Here is a 16,592-nt window from a genome sequence, read left to right as displayed (position 1 = left end):
CTTTTGGGATTTTCATGGTCATGGACTGGCGGCACGAATGGCTCACGTCATTCGCCTCGACCGCGGAGGGCTCCGGCGGCATCGTCCTCGGCGGCGCCGTGGCGGTCCTGCTGCTGACGCGCTACACGCGCTGGGGGCGGCAGTTCCGGCGGCTGGCGTTCCCCTACTTCCGGCCCGGCCGCACCTGGGCCGGTTGGCGGCCGCTCGTGACCCTGCTGCTCCTGCTCTGGCTGACCGTGCTCGGGGTGCGCCTCGAGGTGCTGCTGTCGTACGCGTCCAACGGCCTGTTCACGTCGCTGCAGGCGATGAACGCGAACACGTTCTGGTTCCACGTCCTCGTCATCGGGGTGCTGGCGGCGATCTACGTCTCCAGCAGCCAGTTCGCCTATCTCATCGCCCAGCGGCTGACCATCCACTGGCGTACCTGGCTGAACGACCACGCGCTCGCCGACTGGCTGAACGGACGCGCCTACCACCGGGGCAGGTTCGTCACGGCCCCGGTCGACAACCCCGATCAGCGCATCGAGCAGGACATCTCGATGTTCGCCCAGCAGTCCTACAGCCTCTCGCTCAACGCGATCGCCGCCGCGCTGCGGCTGATGTCGTTCACCGCCGTCCTCTGGTCGCTGTCGGGGGCGATGACGATCTTCGGGTACCAGGTGCCCAGGGCGATGGTCTTCCTCGCCTACGCCTACGTGATCGTCGCGTCGTTCGTGGCCTTCCGGATCGGCCGCCCGCTGATCCGGCTCAACTTCCTCCAGGAGAAGCTGGCCGCCTCGTATCGCTATGCCCTGATGCGGCTGATGGACAACTCCGAGAACGTCGCGTTCTACGGCGGCGAGGGAGTGGAACGGACGACGCTGACCGCCAGGTTCTCCTCCGTCATCGGCAACGCCTGGACCTGTGCCAAACGGTCGCTGAGACTCCAGGTGTTCAACGGCGCGGTGTCGCAGGCGTCGGTGGTGTTCCCGTACATCATCCAGGCGCCGCGCTTCTTCCACAGAACGATCTCACTCGGCGACGTCACCCAGACCGCCGACGCCTTCGGCCAGGTGCACGACGCGCTGTCCTTCTTCAGGAACTCCTACGGGGACTTCGCCTCCTACCGGGCGACCCTGGAACGGCTCACGGCCCTGATGGACGCCAACCAGGAGTCGCGCGCCCTGTCGGGCCCGGCCGTCATCCACCGGGCCGACGCACTGGAGATCGAGGACCTGCGGGTGTGGCGGCCCAACAGCCAGCCGCTGATCGAGGGCCTGACCCTGAGCCTGAGCCCGGGGCAGGCGCTCCTCGTCAGGGGACCTTCAGGAAGCGGCAAGACCACGTTGCTCCGCAGCCTGGCCAGCCTGTGGCCGCACGCCCACGGCATCGTCCGCCGTCCCGTGGGGGCGCACACGCTGTTCCTGTCGCAGCAGCCGTACGTGCCTCTGGGGAGCCTGCGTACCGCGCTGGCCTACCCCGAACCCGGCGACCTGATCAGCGAGGAGCGCGCCCGCGAGGCGCTGCGCTGCGTCCAACTCGGCCACCTGGAGGAACGCCTCGACGACGAGACCCACTGGACCCGCACGTTGTCGCCGGGCGAGCAGCAGCGGCTCGGGTTCGCCAGGATCCTGCTGACCCGCCCCAGCCTGGCCTTCCTCGACGAGACGACCTCCGCCGTGGACGAGGGCCTCGAACACGCGCTCTACCGGCTCATCCGCGAACGCCTGCCACAGTGCATGCTCGTCAGCGTCGGCCACCGCAGCACCCTCAGCGCCTTCCACACCCACCACCTGCACCTACTCGGCGCGGGCCGCTGGGGCATCGACGCCGCGCCCGGATAGCTCCCGACCAGTCTCATCAGATGATCGGTTTCTAACGGATGCGGTGGAGCTGCCAGTGCTGCTCCAGTTTATGGCCGTCCTTCCACTGGATCACCTTGGCGCCTGCTTTGAAGCTGCCACCGGCGACGGCCAGCCACTGCTTGCTCTTTCTGTTCCGAATTCCCCAGCCTTGTCCGGCACCGGCAGAGTACGCGTCCCATTTCTGTTCGGGGGCCTGACGACTGCAGGGCCACATGATCGCAGGCGCCCCGGGGGTCGTGCTGCCGTGAGCAATGGCGAGACACTTCCCGGAGTCGGGGTTGTACAGCAGGCCGTCGTCCCGCTGCCAAACGAGGTAAGTACTGTAAGTGTCGTTGGGGCAGTATGTGATCACTGCCTGCGAACCTGCCCGCCAGTCAGCGGGGGACAAACACAGCCCTGTTGTGGCGCGATCACCGGTCTTGCCGTTGAAGGCTCGCACCCAGAGCTCGGGCAGCGAGTTGGACTTGGCCGATGCGGCACCCGGCGACGAAGCCGCGACAAGCGTGGCGGCGACCACGCAGGACATGATTTTACGGAAAGCTCGGTACACGGGTTTCTCCCTGTAGATGAGGCCGTCTGTTTCTTGTCGGCACCTGCTTCGAGGCATGCGAAACAGGTGAAACGGCCCAGCACATCAGCGCATGCTTCATGCGCGGACGGACTCAAGTGATCACAACGGACGGCGGACGCCACGGTACAGGGACCTCCGGGCGGAGAACATCACCAGGGTCGAACCCGGGTCGCGCCGGCCACAACCGTGTCACGCTGGCACGTTCCCGCGATCAACGGCGCGCGTTTCCCCCCGGACACTCATAATTAATTGGCGATTAACCAATAGTTTCATCACCTGACGTCGTGCGGGCGGCCGGCACCAGTTCCTGGCCCGCACCCGCGCCGCCGGCGATACCCGGACAAACTGCCGTCAATGGCCCGGATGAGGTCGTGATCATTCTCATCCCCACGGCGTTGGGCCCGGGCATGCCAGGCCAAGATCAGGCGTGATATCCGATTCATTATCGATGACCGGCTCGTAGTGATATTGGACAGTGGGAAGTAAAGCTGGTCTGCTTTGACGCGCGAAACATCCGAGGCGAAGACTCCGCCGTACTGGCCCCGCGCGAGGTCACCGACATCGACTGCGGATGGCATGTGGCCCGCCGCCGGGGTGACTCGTCTGCTCACCCCTCGCCGTCGACATCAACGCAGCATCGGTGAACGAATCTCCTGGACGACAGCCTCCCAGAAGCCAGACCACCCATCGAAAGGGCGACTTGTGAACAACATTCTCCGAAAGGCCTCGATCGTGATGGCGGCCGGTTCGGCCGCCATCGCGACGTCGCTTGCCGGCGCGGCCCCGGCCAACGCCGCAGCCTTGTTCGAACTGCGTCCCTCCAATGGCGAGCACAACCTGTGCCTGGCCATCGAGCACGGCAGCACGGCCAATGGCGCACGCGCCATCCAGTGGAACTGCAACGGCAGACTCGAACAGCGTTGGTATTGGCAAAATGGGCAACTCAGGAACTACAAGAGCGACAAGTGCCTCGCCATTGGCGGCGGCAGCCGGGTCGAAGGTAAGCCCGTCATCCAGTGGAAATGCAATGGGGAAAAGGGGCAACGGGAGCAGCATTGGGTAAGGGAAGGCAGGGGCTCCGGGAATGGCTGGAGCATTCGGAACAACTACACCAACATGCACATGGCTATTGGCAACGACAGTGAGAGAAGGGGCGCGCCGGCCATCCAGTGGCGCAGCAGAATGAAGGACGATCAGAACTGGATGCAGAAGCCTGTTGGATAGGGCAGACGAACCCTGCTTGACCACCGCTTCAAGGAGCGGCAGCGGTGACGGATATGGACCGGGATCGGACACCGGTCTGCACCTGATCCGATGAGATCGTACGGGCGGGTGGGACATTCCCGGTTTCCCAGGGAGGCCCACCCGCCCACGAGCTGGATCCGGAGCCCTAGCAGAACCAGACGTCGGTGTAGATGCAGCCGGTGCACCCGCTCGTGCCGCCGACGACGTGACACAGCTTCCTCTTCCGCACCATCTGCGAGCAGGAGCAGGTCACGTAGTAGGAGGAGTCGGCCTTCGCGGTCGCCTTCGGCACCAGCTTCTCGAGAACCCGGTCGCCGAGCCTTTCCAGTGTGCCCCTCATGGCGGTTCGCTCCTTTCGTGGAGGTACATCTTGATCAAGAAGCTATCGGCAGGGCATACGACCGCCCGTATATCGGCGCTACAGTCCCCTGCCGCCGGCCGCCGTCAGCGGCAGGGCCCGCCGTACGGCGCGGGTTCGCCCCTCCTGCCCGTCATGGGCGGCTGACAGCTCCGCCGCCACCAGCCTGACCAGGTCGTGCATGCGGAAGCGGGGGCCGACCGGCTCCAGCAGGCGAAATTCGACCAGTTCGTCCAGTGCCGCCTCGGCCAGGCTCGGGTCGACGCCGAGCAGCGCGGCGACGCGCCCGGGGTCGACCTCGGGCAGGTCGAGCGCGCCCAGCAGCAGGAAGGCGCGGGCGGCCACAGCCCTGACCGGGTCCGCGCGGTCGGTCAGCAGTTCGTAGCTGACCTTGAAGCAGGACCGGACGCACTGACCGGGTGCCCGCAACGCGTCCAGACGCCGTCGCCGGTCGCGCAGCCGCTCGCCGAACCTGCGCAAGGTCCAGTCCGGACGTGCTGTCAGCCGGGTGCCCGCGATGTGCAACGCCAGCGGATGGTAGCCGCACCAGCGGGCCACGTCCGCCGCCGCCTCGGGCTCGGCACGTACCCGGGACTCCCCCACCAGCAGCGACAGCAGGCGCACCGCGTCCGCCTCGTCGAGCAGGCCGACCGCGATCGGCACCGCGTCCACGGTCGCCGGCATGGTACGACTGGTGATCAACACGGCGCAGCCGTCACTCGCCGGTATCAACGGCATCACCTGCTCGGCGCCGGCCGCGTTGTCGAGGATCACCAGCATCCGCCGGTCGGCCAGCAGCGACCGGTAGGCGGCGGCCGCCTCCGCCGTCGTCGCGGGCACCTCACGCCCGGCGACGCCCAGGGCGCGCAGGAAGCTCCCGAGCACTTCGGCGGGCCGCAGCGGCGAGGCGTCGGGACTCGATCCGCGCAGATCGACGTAGAGCCGGCCGTCGGTGTAACGGCCGGCCGCGCTGTGTGCCAGCCGCAGCGCCAATGCCGACTTGCCGACCCCGCCCGCGCCGTGCAGCGCGATCACCCGGACTCCGGCGCCCGGCGGCGCGCTCGCGTACAGCACGTCGCTCGCTCGCGCGAACTCGGACCGCCGGCCGACGAACGCCGCGGGCTCAGGAGGCAGGCGGCGCGGACGCCGATGCCCGTCCCCGCCGGCGAGCGTGACGACGCCGGTGTAGGCGTGGACGCCCGGGTGCCCCGGAGCCGTGTCCCCGTTCAGGATCGACCGGTGTAGTCGGCGCAGCTCCGCGCCGGGGTCGAGCCCGAGCCGGTCCGCCAGGACCCGACGGGCCGTCGCGAACGCCTCCAGCGCGCCCGTGACGTCCCCGCACCGGTGGAGCGCCACCATCAACTGGCCGTGCAGGCGCTCCCGCAGCGGATGTCGTGCGGTCAGGTCGCGCAGCCGGCCGGCCTCCACCCGGTGCGAGCCGAGCGCGAGCCGGACGTCGATGTGCTCCTCCACGGTGCTCAGATAGCGGTCGGTCAGCTCGGCGACCACATTCCTGAGCACCGGGCCCAAGGGGACGTCCGCCGCGGGTGTTCCCCGCCAGGTCCCGAGAGCCCGGTCGTAGGCGTCCTCCGCCGCGCGGAGGTCCCTTCGGGAGAGCGCCTCCCTGGCGTGCGCGAGCAGCCCGTCGAACAGGAGCAGGTCCAGCTCGGAGGGCTCGACCAGCAGGAGGTAACCCCCTTCGGAGGTGACCAGCCGGCCGCCGGCTCGATCATCGGCGGCGGACAGCAGGTGACGGAGACGCATGACGTACGTGTGCAGGTTCGGCACCGCCGAGCGGGGAGGCCGCCCGTCCCACACCTCCGCCACCAGAGACCGGATCGGCACGGCGCGCCCGGCGTGCGCGAGCAGCATGGCCAGAGCGGTGCGTTGCTTGGGCGCCGAGATCCGGATGGGCGTCCCTCTGGGCTGGACGCACAGGGGACCGAGAAGTTGGAACCTCACAAGTCACTTCCGTCGCCGGCTCGAGGTCACCTACAGAGCCGTCCGGGGCCGTCCGGGGGTTCGAGCACGACGACGTCGCCACGGCGCACGTGCTCGCCATGTTCAGCGGAGCAGGGTCCGGGCAGGCTCGGCCTCGGCCAGGTAGTCCTTCGCCTGCAGTTCGAACAGCTCGGCGTATTCGCCGCCGGCCGCCATCAGATCGTCGTGCGTGCCCTGCTCCACGATCTCGCCGTCGCGCAGGACCACGATCAGGTCCGCGGCCCGGACCGCGCCGAGCCGGTGCGACACGAGCAGGCTGGTACGTCCTGCGCGGTGCTCGACCAGCCGGCTGTGGATCTCGTGCTCGGCCTGGGCGTCCAGGCCCGCGCTCGGTTCGTCGAGGATGAGCAGGTCACGCCCCTCACGGAAGAGCGCGCGGGCCAGAGCGAGGCGCTGCCACTGGCCGCCCGAGAGCACCACCCCGGCCTGCGGGTCGTTCTCGTCCTCCAGTCCGAAGAAGATCCGGCTGAGCAGCGTGTCGTAGCCTCGCGGCAGCGCGCGGACGATGTCGTGCGCACCGGCCAGGCGGGCCGCCGCCTCGATCCTGGCCCGGTCGGGCAGGGCGTCGATCTCCCCCATCGCGATGTTCTCCGCCGCGGTGAGGTCGTAACACATGTAGTCCTGGAAGAGCACGCCCATCCTGCGGCGCAGTTCGCCGGACGGCACGTCGCGGAGGTCCGCGCCGTCCCAGTAGATCGCGCCGCGCGTCGGATCGTAGAAGCGGCAGAGCAGTTTGATCAGCGTGCTCTTGCCGGCCCCGTTGAGCCCCACCAGCGCCACCGAGGCGCCGTACGGGATGGTGAGGTCGACTCCGCGCAGCACCCATGGATGGCTGTCGTCGTATCGGAACCACACGTCGCGCAGCTCGATGCCGTGCCGCATCGCGGGCAGCTCGGCGCTCTCGCGAGGCGGCGGCAGGTCGTCGGGCATCGACGTCACCTCCGCGTGGTAGCCGAAGAGCAACAGCGCCTGATGGGCTCCCGCCACGGTCTCCACCAGCCCCGTCAGCGCGGTCTGCGTCCCCGCCACGGCGGCGACGAACGCCGTCACGTCACCGAGGCTCAGCCCTCCGCTCAGGGCGGAGAACACCGCCCACAGCAGCCCCGCCCCGGCGACGGCCGTGGAGAGCAGGGCGAGCAGCGACTGGATGACCGCCTCACGCCGGTCCAGCCGTCGTTCACCGGCCTGCGACCTGGCCAGCTCGCCGAGCACCCGGCTCTTCAGGAAGCCGCCGAGCCCGAACAGCCGGACCTCCTTCGCCGCCCGGACGTCGGTGATGAGCGACGAGTAGAGGATCTGCCGCCGCGCCGTGGCGGAGAGCCCGGCCAGCACTCCCACGCGCCGCCTGACCATGGCCATCCGCGCGATCAGGACGGGGACGGCGGCCACCGTCACGAGCCCCGCCATGGCCGGGCTCAGCAGCGTCAGGCTGACCAGCAGACCGACCAGCGTGATCACGTTGCGTCCGGCGTCGAACAGCCCCGAGGTCACCGGCGTCAGCGCGCCGCCGGTCGCCTCCGCCGCCATGCGCAGCCGGTCGAGGAACACCGGGTTCTCGAAGCGTGACAGACCCTGGAAGCCGGTGACCGCGGTATAGAGGTCGTCCTGGAGCAGCCGGTCCAGCCGCCGATCCAGCTCCGCCCGCAGGTAGCCGGTGAGATGCGGCAGGACTCCCGAGGCGAGGCCGAGCAGGGCGAGGCCGCCGGCCGCGCGCAGTGCCTGATCCGGGTCACCGGCGGTGAGCCCGTCGACGAGGAGCTTGGTCCCCCACACCGTGCCGGTCGGCAGCAGGCCGGTGACGACCGTGACCGCGAGCTGGCACGTCACCAGGCCGGGGCCGGCCCGCCAGGACAGCAGCGCCACCGCGGCGGCGTGGTGCAGCGGTCTCCTGGGCAGGTCGTCGCCCGGCGCGTCGTCGGCGGCGGACGCCGGGCTCATACCGTCGGGGCCGTTTCGGCCAGGCGTTCCACGTCCAGGTCCGCCCGTACGATCCTGCCCTCCGCGTCGAGCCGCAGGAACAGCGGGAACGCCCGGATGCCGAGGTCGGCCGCCACGGCGGCCGCCTCCTCCGCCACGACGACGGCGGACGCCTCGCCGACCACGTCGACCAGGTTCTGGACCTGCCGGCCCGTACCGGTGACGAACGCCAGGGCCGTGCCGGGGCGGGCCTCGGCCGCGAACTTCGGGGCGTGCTCGTGACACGTGCCGCAGTCGGCGTCGAAGAACCCCACGAGCCGCGGGCTGGGCACGGCACGCGTGGCTTCGCCCGGCAGCGTACGTCCGATCAGGAACGAGGGATCATAGGGCAGCGTCCTCGGCTCGCTGCCCAGACGCTCCAGCTCAGCGCTGTGCTCGCGCAGGCGGCGCAGCACCGCGAAGGTGAGCATCAGGTCGAACAGGCAGAGCACACCGACCAGCACGATGGCGGCGATCAGAAAGGGCATCGGACGATCTCACTTCCGGTCATCGGGACGGGGCGGCGAACAGGCTCACGAGGTCGTCCAGTCGTACGACGACCAAGATGCCCACGGCGGCCACGACCGCCGCCAGGGCGAGGCCGGCGGGGTGGGCGGGAGACCCCGTGCCCGCACCGGCGAGTCCGGCCGCGAGCCCGGCGGCCGCACCTGTGATCAGCAGCAGATTGCGCACCACGTGCACCCGGCCGAGCGGCGTGTCGGAGGCTCCGAAGCACCGGCACGGCCCGCGCCGCCCCCTGCGCAGGGCGGCGAGGATACCGGCGGTCATGGCGGCCAGGGTCGCGACCGCCGCAGTCAGCCCCACGACCGTGGTGGACGGGAACAACAGCAGGAGCACCACCGCCGCCTCCGCCCCCACCAGCGCGTACGCCGCCACCGCCGATCCGGCCCCCGGGAGCAGCCCGAGCGCCCTGATCGAGGCGGCGAACGCGTCGAAGGCGGCACGCCCGCGGACCTTGCTCGCGAGCGCCAGCACGAAGACCCCGACGAGCAGCACCCGGCAGGTCGTCAGCAGATAGAGCATCATCTGGCCAGTCCGTTCCCATTCCCGCCGGGCCCCGCGGCGACGCCGAACCCCGTCGGAGCCGTCAGCGGACCCTCAGGAAGTACGCGCCGCCGTGTTGGCTCAGGACGCTAGAGAGAGCGCCTACAGTGCCGGTACACCGGCGCTACATCGGGCCCGGCTCCGCCAGCTCGGCCAGCTCCGCTGCGAAGAGCCGCAGCAGATCGTCCATGCGGAAACGGTCGGCGCCGATCGGTTCGAGCAGGCGTGCCTTCAGCAACTCGTCGAGCGCGGCCTCGGCGACCTTCGTCTCGACACCGAGGAGCCCGGCAGCGTGCTCGATGCCGATCTCGGGCAGGTCGAACGCGCCGATCAGCAGGAAGGCGCGCCTGGCCACCTCCCCGACCGGGCTCGCGCTCTCCGCCAGCGACGCGAGGCTCACCTCGAAGCCGGAGCGGACGCTCAGGCCGGCGGTCTGCAGTTCGTCGAGCCGCCGCCGGTCCCGCAGCCGTCCGGCGAAGCGTCCGAGCGACCAGTCGGGCCGGCCGGCGAGGCGGGCGCCCGCGATGCGCAACGCCAGCGGCTGGTGACCGCACAGGTGCGCGAGGTCGGCCGCCGCCTCGGGCTCGGCGCTCACCCGGGACTCGCCCGCCAGCAACGTCAGCATCCGTACCGAGTCCTGCGAGCCGAGCATCCCGACGGAGATCTGGACGGCGTCCAGGGTGGACAGCATGATCCGGCTCGTGACCAGCGACGCGCATCCGTCGCCGCCCGGAATCAGGTCCGTCACCTGGGCCGCGTCGACGGCGTTGTCGAGGAGGACGAGGACTCTCCGGCCGGCCAGCAGCGACTGGTAGACGGCCGCCGCCTCGGCCTGCGTGGCCGGTACGTCGTCGTGCGGCACCCCCAGCGCCCGGAGAAACCGCCCGAGCACCTCCACGGGCCGCAGCGGCGGCCGGTCCGGGGCGGAACCCTGCAGGTCGGCGTAGAGCCGGCCGCCGGCGTAGTGATCGGCGGCCAGGTACGCCGCCCGCAGCGCCAGAGCCGACTTCCCCGCTCCAGCCGGGCCGTGCAACGCGAGCACCTGTGCGCCGGACCCCGCCGTCACCTCGCGGTCCAGCACGTCGACCGCCTGGGCCAGCTCCGCCGACCGGCCCACGAACACCACCGGCTCGCGCGGCAACTGGTTCGGCCGCCGGTGGTCGTTCCGCAGCCGCACGGCCGCCGGTCCGCCCGGCAGCTCCACGTCCGGTTCCCTGCGCAGGATCGCCTGGTGCAACCGGCGCAGTTCGGGACCGGGCGCCACGCCGAGTTCGGCGGCCAGTACCCGGCGGGCCGCCCCGAACGCGGCCAGTGCGCCGGCCACGTCGCCGCACCGGTACAACGCGACCATGAGCCTGCCGTGCAACCCCTCCCTCAGCGGATGGCGCACCGTCAACGCGCGCAGCCGCTCGGCCGCCACGGCGTGCCTGCCGAGCGCGAGCTGAACCCCGGTGAACTCCTCGGCGGTGTTCAGGTAGCGGTCGGTCAGGTGGGCGACGACCTCTCTCAGGGCCGGGCCGAGCGGCACATCCTCGACCGCCGCGCCGCGCCACAGCGCGAGGGCTTCGGCGTACTCGTCGTGCGCCCTTTCGAGGTCGCCCTGCTCCAGCGCACGGCGACCGTGCCCGGACAACGTCTCGAAGTGGAAGAGGTCCAGCTCGGCGGGCTCGACGCGGAGCAGGTAACCACCGTCCGAGGTGACCAGCCGCTCTCCGTCCGGGTGGTCGCCGCAGGTGGCGAGCAGGTGACGCAACCGCATGAGATAGGTACGCAGGTTCGCCACCGCCGAGGCGGGAGGTCGCTGGTCCCACACCTCGGCCACCAACGAGTTGACCGGCACCGTGTGCCGGGCATGCGCGAGCAGCATGGCGAGGAGGGTGCGCTGCTTGGGCGCCGCGATCCGCAGGGGTGTGTCACCGGGCTGGATCCGCATCGGGCCAAGCAGTCGAAACCGCAACAGTCCCGCCTTTCACTCCGGCCGAACGCTCGAACGCCGTCCGACCGAGGTACGGGGCGATGCCCTGTGACCATAGACGAAAAGGGCCCCGAACGATGAGCCGTCCGAGGCGCCCTGGCACTTTGGGTGACACCGTTGGCGTACCGGCGCGTGTTGACGCCTGCCGAGTCGGCCGAACGGCAGGAACAGATGCAGCAGCGGTGAGGGCTGGTGAGCAGGTCGCGGCACCCGATGCCCGCCCAGCCAACCGCTTTCGCGGCTGGGTCAGCACGCTCGGTGACACCGTTATCGAGTGTGCTTCTGTTTGGTCCGATCTCGGAGAACACGAATATAGTCGAACCCCTGATCTTCTAGCTGCCGCACGACCCACTGAGCAGCACGATCGTCGGGATCAAGTTCCCGCAATTGGAATCGGAGGCTCTCGATAGCGTGCCGCTCATGGCTCTTGCGCCTCTTGGGGAAGAAATCCTGCGGAAGGTTGTGGCACACGTCCGCGATCATGCGCATGTGCTCCAGATGCGTCAGTGCGATGTCCGTTTCCCCCGCAGCCAACGCGCGCTTCACGAAGTGACTGGTCGCTCGCAGCTCAATGAACCCCCTGGCCATCAATACTCTGATGGCCTCCTGCGCCGACCCGCGTTCCAACCCAGCCGGCCGGTCACGCGCTGTCCGCATGTCTTCCAGAAAGGTGAAGCAGGAGCAGTGGCCTTCACGTTCTTCGACGCAGTGCGGGTGCTTGCAACTGTGGTCGTGCCGGTGATCACGGGACCACACATGGAAGTCCCGCCTTATGCCCCTGGCGCGCCGCGCTGTCCGATGCTCCTCCCATCGTGACAGCGTCTTGGAAAGCTGCTGGAACCGCAGCATCGGTACAGGCCTGTTAAGACCGCTCTTGATGAGCGCACCGTCGTTCATTCTGAGCACCATGGCCGCAGAGATGCAGCCTTCAACGGGCACATCCCACGACCTACGTGGCCAAGGAATCACATAGTGAGTTCCACCAGGAGCGAGGTGAGCAACCAGAAGCTCGATGGCCTGCGGCTTGACTGAGCCTGAGGTCTCACGCAGCAATTCGATCATTGTTGCAGTGTCGACGGCACGAACTGTCCGAAGCGTCCTGGGCAACACCGTGCCATGATCCGGATCTTTCGCCAGAGGCCAAGGAAGTAACCACACGAGCATCAGCCTGCCATGGACGGGCCCAGCACCGGAGGCGGCAACGTTGCTGTCACTGTTGCTGTCAGAAGAGATCAAAAAGCCTCGAACGATGATCCGTTCGAGGCGTTCCTGCCGGTCGTGTGAGGTGGTCAGGGGCGGGGTCGAACCGCCGACCTTCCGCTTTTCAGGCGGACGCTCGTACCAACTGAGCTACCTGACCTAGAGCGGTCCTGACGGGACTTGAACCCGCGACCTCCACCTTGACAGGGTGGCGAGCACTCCAAACTGCTCTACAGGACCTTGCGTTTCTTGCTGTTCTTGCTGTTTGCGCTCGCTTAGCTTACCAGCTCTTCGGTGACCTTTGGCCAGCCGATTTGCGGTGCGCCAGGCGCTCGCAGTGCCCCCAACGGGATTCGAACCCGTGCCGCCGCCTTGAAAGGGCGGTGTCCTGGGCCGCTAGACGATGGGGGCTCAGGATTCCCTGTCGCCTTCCGTCGGAGACCTCTGAAGCATAGGGGACGATTGCCCCTGATGCCAAAGCGACGAACCGGCGGTCGGTGACCCGGTGCCAGTGATCGATCCCGTTGGAGACGGGCCGTTCGTTGGCTCCGGGGAAATCATACGTTGCGGGTTGGGCTCCACGTGACGCTGGATGTACACCGACTGCTCCCCGAGCCCGCCGAGCGTGATGTCGTCCCAGGCCCGCAGGCGCCGGGTCTCCTTGTCGAAGTACAGGACGGACGCCTGGACGGGGGTGGGCTGGGCGTGTTCGAGCGCGCGCAGGCCGGCCCCGCCCGTCGAGCCCTGGACGAGCATGCGGGTGCCCGTCGGCAGCATGCTCGTCCTCCTGTCGTGCGTGTGGCCCGCCAGGATCATGGGGGCCACGCCGGAGAAGCCGCGCCCGACGTCGGGGTCGTGTACGGCGATCAGGTCCGGTTCGCCCACCCCGGCGAGGTGGGCGCGGGCGAACTGGCCGAGCGCCTGCGGGGTCGAGTTGACGGGCACGGACTTGTCGGGGGTGAAGCGCGGGTCCCCGAGCCCGTAGATGGTCAGCCCGGCCACCTTCTGCGACCTGTCGTCCAGGACGATGGCGTTCTTCTGCCTCTCCACCGCCTTCTGGGTGGTCATCGAGTCGTGGTTGCCGCGGACGTACACGTACGGGACCTTGAGGCCGCTGATCTCGTCGACGAACTTGTTCTCGGCCTTGGTGCCGTGGTCGGAGATGTCACCGGTGTCGATGATCAGGTCGACGGCGAACTGGTCCTTGAGTGAGCGGATGACGTTCCAGGCGATGGGGTTGATGTGGATGTCGGAGACGTGCAGGACGCGGATGGTCTTGGGGTCGGCGTCGTACAGAGGGAGGGTCGAGACCGTTTCGTAGAGCTTCGAGACGTTGGTCACGAGCTTGGTGAGCTGCGACCGGTACGACTCGAACTTCGTCACGATCGCCTCCGCGCTGCCGACCAGGGACGGCGCGGCGGCCACCAGTCCGGAGTAGCGCGGCTCGACGAGTGATCTCGGACGGAACGTGAGGGCCGCCAGGGCTCCCGTGGCGGCCAGGGCCACGGAGGCCGCCAGAAGGCCCGCCAGGGCCACTCTCGGCCGCCTGAAGACCATCAGGACGGCGAGCAGCGCCCCCGCCCCCGCGCAGAGCAGCGAGCGGATGATGAGCGCGCGCACGCCGTCCAGCAGGTCGGTCTCGATCACGCCGGGCAGGCGGTCGGCCAGGCGCGGGTCCTCGAGGAGGGCTTTGGCGCGTTCCTGGTCGATGTTCTCCAGCGTGATGCGCAGCCTGAGCGGCGCGTCGTGGGTGCGGAAGGTGAGCGTGCCGAGCGGGCTGGCGTCGACGACCGTCTCGCCGTCCCAGGCGGGGCGGAGGGACATTCCGGTCTCCACCGGACCCACCTGTGCGTGGACGGTGCCGCTGAGGAAGATACCCAGCCAAGCACCGATTGCGGCCACGAGGAGAACCGCCACCGTCCTCGAGCCGCGTGATCGAAGGAGTGCCTTTGACCTGTGCGCGAACTTCATACAGTTTCTTGCCTACCTGACGGACGGGGCAGAATGGCAAGTGTGATCGAGGTAACGCGGGAGAAGTTCGAGGAACTCGTGGCCGAGGCATTGGACACCATCCCCCCAGACCTCACCCGCGCCATGAGTAACGTCGTCGTCACGGTCGTCGATGACCCGCCGGAGCCCCACCTGCTCGGCCTGTACACCGGTGTCCCCCTCACCGAACGCGGCGACTGGTACTCCGCTGTTCTGCCCGACCGGATCGAGATCTACCGCAATCCGATATGTCAGATTTGCGACACCGAGGAGGACGTGGTCGACGAGGTGCGCATCACGGTCGTGCATGAAGTCGGGCATCACTTCGGCATCGACGACGCCAGGCTTCACGAATTGGGCTGGTAACCCTTTGCTTTTGGTTGGCTGCTTTGGGTTGCGGTCAACTCGTCGGTCGGGCACCTTAGGTGACATAGCGAGCACCCTGAGTCAGGCACAGCGGAGTCCAATGGGGGCCATGCGGGCACGACGGCCGCCGGGACGGCATCGCCGTGCCGGAGAAGCACCACAAGTCACATATCGGGAAGTCATCGCCGTCGGAGAGTTCCGGTCGCTCTGGTACGCCCAGGGCCTGTCGCTCCTCGGCGACCAGCTCGCCCAGGTGGCGCTCGCCGTGCTCGTCTTCGACCGCACGGGGTCCGCGCTGGCCACGGCGGCGGTCTACGCGCTGACCTACCTGCCCTCGATCGTCGGCGGGCCGCTGCTGGCCGGGCTGGCGGACCGGTTCGCCCGCAGGGGCGTCATGCTGGCCTGCGACCTCGTACGCGCCGTGCTGGTGGGCGTGATGGCCGTGCCCGGCATGCCGTTCTGGTCGCTGTGCGCGCTGGTGTTCCTGGTGGTGCTGCTCGGCGCCCCGTTCTCGGCCGCGCGGGCGGCGCTGCTGCCGGAGGTGCTCGAAGGCGACGCGTACGTCCTGGGCTCTGCTCTGCAGAACATGACGAACCAGGCCGTCCAGATGCTCGGTTTCGCCGCGGGCGGAGCGCTCATCGCGACCATGGGCCCTTACCGCGCGCTCGCCCTCGACGCCGCGACGTTCCTCGCATCGGCGCTGATCCTGATCTCGGGCGTACGCCGCCGTCCCGCCGCCCACCAGCACGACGGCAAGCTGTCCATGTGGAGCATGACGGCGTCCGGGGCCCGGCTGGTGTTCGGTTCGCGGCATCTGCGGACGCTCGTGCTCTTCGCGTGGCTCTGCGGCTTCTACATCCTGCCGGAGGGCATCGCGGCGCCTTACGCGGCCAGGCTCGCCACGGACGGGCTGCCGGTGCCCGTCATCACCGGCCTGCTGATGGCCGCCATGCCGGCCGGGACGGTGGTGGGGGCGTTCCTGTACAGCAGGTTCGTCTCGCCACCGCGGCGGCTGCGGCTCATGGGGTGGATGGCCGTCCTGAGCTGCGCGCCCCTGATCGTGACCGCGCTACGGCCGCCGTTGGCCGTGGTGCTCGCGGCGTGGGTCCTGTCGGGGGTCGGCGGGGCGTACCAGCTCGCGGCCAATGCCGCCTTCGTCCAGTACGTACCGGCCGAACGTCGCGCCCAGGCGTTCGGCCTCGTGCAGTCGGGGCTGATGGCCGTACAGGGGGTCGGCATCCTGGTCGGCGGTTTCGCGGCGGAGCGACTCGGCCCGGAGCCGGTCGTCGCGCTGGCGGGGGCCGCCGGGGTGATCGGCGCGGCAGTGCTCTCCCTGATGTGGACCGAGGCCCGCGACAAGACCGCCCAGGTGGGTGCCGAGGCCACCGCCTGATCACGTCACCGCCTGATCACGTCACCGCCTGATCACGTCACCGCCTGATCACGTCACTTCTGGTGCGGCTGCTGCTCGCTGCTCCAGTCCGACGACGTCGCCTTGTTCTCCTGCTGCTTGCTGATCAGGTCCTGGACGATCGACGTCTCGTGCTCCTCGTCGGGCATGAGGAGCCAGCCGATCGCGTAGATGCCGACGCCGACGCCGCCGAACAGCGTGGCGATCGCCAGCGCGATCCGTACCATGTTGGCGTCGATCCCCACGTACTCGCCGACGCCGGAGCAGACGCCCGCGATGATCCTGCCCTTGTGGGTCCGGCGCAGCTTCTTGACGTTGTATTCGCTCATAGCCCAAGACTGCCCGGCGGGCGCGCGTCCGCACATCAGGATTCCCCCTGGCCTAACCCTGGTAGCCCCCTGTGCGGTGAGTGCGCGCTTGTGGGGCGGTGCGCCGACGTTCGGGGAGCGTGGGGCGGGTGGGGTGCGTTCCTGCTCGGGGCACACGGCCGAGGTCGCTCAGCCCTGAGCCCTGAGGCTGCTCACCCCCGGAAGTCGCTCAGCCCGCGGAGGTCGCCCGGCACCGTCGCCCGGCACCCCGGAAGTTGCCCAGGCGTCCGGAAGATGCTCGGC

14 protein-coding genes and 3 tRNA genes are annotated in these 16,592 nt (G+C 69.1%); 4 read left to right on the top strand and 13 right to left on the bottom strand.

Going from position 1 to position 16,592, the window contains the following annotated elements; genetic code table 11:
* The first annotated feature begins 20 nt into the window (after positions 1–20).
* Positions 21–1,823 (top strand): ABC transporter ATP-binding protein/permease, encoded by a 1,803-nt coding sequence (locus ACZ6S0_RS46635; RefSeq protein ID WP_465926392.1) that lies wholly within the window; start codon positions 21–23, stop codon positions 1,821–1,823.
* Positions 1,824–1,854: 31 nt separating this feature from the next.
* On the opposite strand, the gene ACZ6S0_RS46630 is transcribed toward ACZ6S0_RS46635, so the two are convergent.
* Complete coding sequence (locus ACZ6S0_RS46630) at positions 1,855–2,394, bottom strand: RICIN domain-containing protein (RefSeq protein WP_465926390.1); 540 nt, start codon at positions 2,392–2,394, stop codon at positions 1,855–1,857.
* Positions 2,395–3,117: 723 nt separating this feature from the next.
* Between ACZ6S0_RS46630 and ACZ6S0_RS46625 the strand changes: the two genes are divergently transcribed.
* On the top strand, positions 3,118–3,639 hold the full coding sequence (locus ACZ6S0_RS46625) for an RICIN domain-containing protein (RefSeq protein WP_465926388.1): 522 nt from the start codon (positions 3,118–3,120) through the stop codon (positions 3,637–3,639).
* 166 nt (positions 3,640–3,805) lie between these two features.
* On the opposite strand, the gene ACZ6S0_RS46620 is transcribed toward ACZ6S0_RS46625, so the two are convergent.
* From ACZ6S0_RS46620 to ACZ6S0_RS46570, 11 genes are all read right to left on the bottom strand, one after another.
* Entirely contained in the window at positions 3,806–4,000 is a 195-nt protein-coding gene (locus ACZ6S0_RS46620; RefSeq protein ID WP_465926386.1) for a hypothetical protein, read from the bottom strand.
* A 78-nt stretch (positions 4,001–4,078) separates the two neighbouring features.
* Complete coding sequence (locus ACZ6S0_RS46615) at positions 4,079–5,980, bottom strand: AfsR/SARP family transcriptional regulator (protein WP_465926384.1); 1,902 nt, start codon at positions 5,978–5,980, stop codon at positions 4,079–4,081.
* A gap of 102 nt (positions 5,981–6,082) precedes the next feature.
* Positions 6,083–7,957: an ABC transporter ATP-binding protein gene (locus tag ACZ6S0_RS46610; RefSeq protein WP_465926382.1), complete on the bottom strand. Its 1,875-nt coding sequence runs from the start codon at positions 7,955–7,957 to the stop codon at positions 6,083–6,085.
* Entirely contained in the window at positions 7,954–8,463 is a 510-nt protein-coding gene (locus ACZ6S0_RS46605; RefSeq protein ID WP_465926380.1) for a hypothetical protein, read from the bottom strand. Before ACZ6S0_RS46605 ends, ACZ6S0_RS46610 begins: the two co-directional genes overlap by 4 nt.
* A gap of 19 nt (positions 8,464–8,482) precedes the next feature.
* Positions 8,483–9,022, bottom strand: coding sequence for a MauE/DoxX family redox-associated membrane protein (locus ACZ6S0_RS46600; RefSeq protein WP_465926378.1), 540 nt, complete (start codon positions 9,020–9,022; stop codon positions 8,483–8,485).
* 142 nt (positions 9,023–9,164) lie between these two features.
* Positions 9,165–10,973, bottom strand: a complete 1,809-nt coding sequence (locus ACZ6S0_RS46595) for an AfsR/SARP family transcriptional regulator (RefSeq protein WP_465926375.1) — start codon at positions 10,971–10,973, stop codon at positions 9,165–9,167.
* A gap of 309 nt (positions 10,974–11,282) precedes the next feature.
* Positions 11,283–12,077, bottom strand: a complete 795-nt coding sequence (locus ACZ6S0_RS46590) for a hypothetical protein (RefSeq protein ID WP_465926373.1) — start codon at positions 12,075–12,077, stop codon at positions 11,283–11,285.
* A 224-nt stretch (positions 12,078–12,301) separates the two neighbouring features.
* Positions 12,302–12,375: transfer RNA gene (locus ACZ6S0_RS46585), tRNA-Phe, on the bottom strand.
* Between the two features lie 5 nt (positions 12,376–12,380).
* Positions 12,381–12,455, bottom strand: a tRNA-Asp gene (locus ACZ6S0_RS46580).
* Positions 12,456–12,553: 98 nt separating this feature from the next.
* Positions 12,554–12,626: transfer RNA gene (locus ACZ6S0_RS46575), tRNA-Glu, on the bottom strand.
* Complete coding sequence (locus ACZ6S0_RS46570) at positions 12,627–14,039, bottom strand: metallophosphoesterase family protein (RefSeq protein ID WP_465926371.1); 1,413 nt, start codon at positions 14,037–14,039, stop codon at positions 12,627–12,629. It abuts the tRNA gene before it with no gap.
* Positions 14,040–14,219: 180 nt separating this feature from the next.
* On the opposite strand from ACZ6S0_RS46570, the gene ACZ6S0_RS46565 reads away from it, so the two are divergent.
* Positions 14,220–14,570 carry a metallopeptidase family protein gene (locus ACZ6S0_RS46565; protein ID WP_425568524.1) on the top strand — a complete coding sequence of 117 codons (351 nt, stop codon included), beginning with the start codon at positions 14,220–14,222 and terminating at the stop codon, positions 14,568–14,570.
* Between the two features lie 109 nt (positions 14,571–14,679).
* The gene (locus ACZ6S0_RS46560; protein WP_465926368.1) at positions 14,680–15,963 is read left to right on the top strand and encodes an MFS transporter; all 1,284 of its coding nucleotides are present in this window, start codon (positions 14,680–14,682) and stop codon (positions 15,961–15,963) included.
* Positions 15,964–16,016: 53 nt separating this feature from the next.
* Here ACZ6S0_RS46560 and ACZ6S0_RS46555 read toward each other — a convergent pair whose 3' ends face one another.
* The gene (locus ACZ6S0_RS46555) at positions 16,017–16,310 is read right to left on the bottom strand and encodes a PspC domain-containing protein (protein ID WP_465926366.1); all 294 of its coding nucleotides are present in this window, start codon (positions 16,308–16,310) and stop codon (positions 16,017–16,019) included.
* Positions 16,311–16,592: the final 282 nt, after the last annotated feature.

The sequence above is a fragment of the Nonomuraea sp. NPDC051298 genome (assembly GCF_055586305.1).
This window is presented reverse-complemented; position numbering and strand designations above follow the sequence as displayed.

Bases quoted from the DNA above. Each gene is read 5' to 3' on its own strand.
- ACZ6S0_RS46560 (WP_465926368.1), top strand. From the start codon at position 14,680: ATGCGGGCACGACGGCCGCCGGGACGGCATCGCCGTGCCGGAGAAGCA.
- ACZ6S0_RS46570 (WP_465926371.1), bottom strand. From the start codon at position 14,039: ATGTCCCTCCGCCCCGCCTGGGACGGCGAGACGGTCGTCGACGCCAGC.
- ACZ6S0_RS46555 (WP_465926366.1), bottom strand. From the start codon at position 16,310: ATGAGCGAATACAACGTCAAGAAGCTGCGCCGGACCCACAAGGGCAGG.
- ACZ6S0_RS46565 (WP_425568524.1), top strand. From the start codon at position 14,220: ATGGCAAGTGTGATCGAGGTAACGCGGGAGAAGTTCGAGGAACTCGTG.
- ACZ6S0_RS46595 (WP_465926375.1), bottom strand. From the start codon at position 10,973: ATGCGGATCCAGCCCGGTGACACACCCCTGCGGATCGCGGCGCCCAAG.
- ACZ6S0_RS46590 (WP_465926373.1), bottom strand. From the start codon at position 12,077: ATGATCGAATTGCTGCGTGAGACCTCAGGCTCAGTCAAGCCGCAGGCC.
- ACZ6S0_RS46635 (WP_465926392.1), top strand. From the start codon at position 21: ATGGACTGGCGGCACGAATGGCTCACGTCATTCGCCTCGACCGCGGAG.
- ACZ6S0_RS46600 (WP_465926378.1), bottom strand. From the start codon at position 9,022: ATGATGCTCTATCTGCTGACGACCTGCCGGGTGCTGCTCGTCGGGGTC.
- ACZ6S0_RS46610 (WP_465926382.1), bottom strand. From the start codon at position 7,957: ATGAGCCCGGCGTCCGCCGCCGACGACGCGCCGGGCGACGACCTGCCC.
- ACZ6S0_RS46620 (WP_465926386.1), bottom strand. From the start codon at position 4,000: ATGAGGGGCACACTGGAAAGGCTCGGCGACCGGGTTCTCGAGAAGCTG.
- ACZ6S0_RS46605 (WP_465926380.1), bottom strand. From the start codon at position 8,463: ATGCCCTTTCTGATCGCCGCCATCGTGCTGGTCGGTGTGCTCTGCCTG.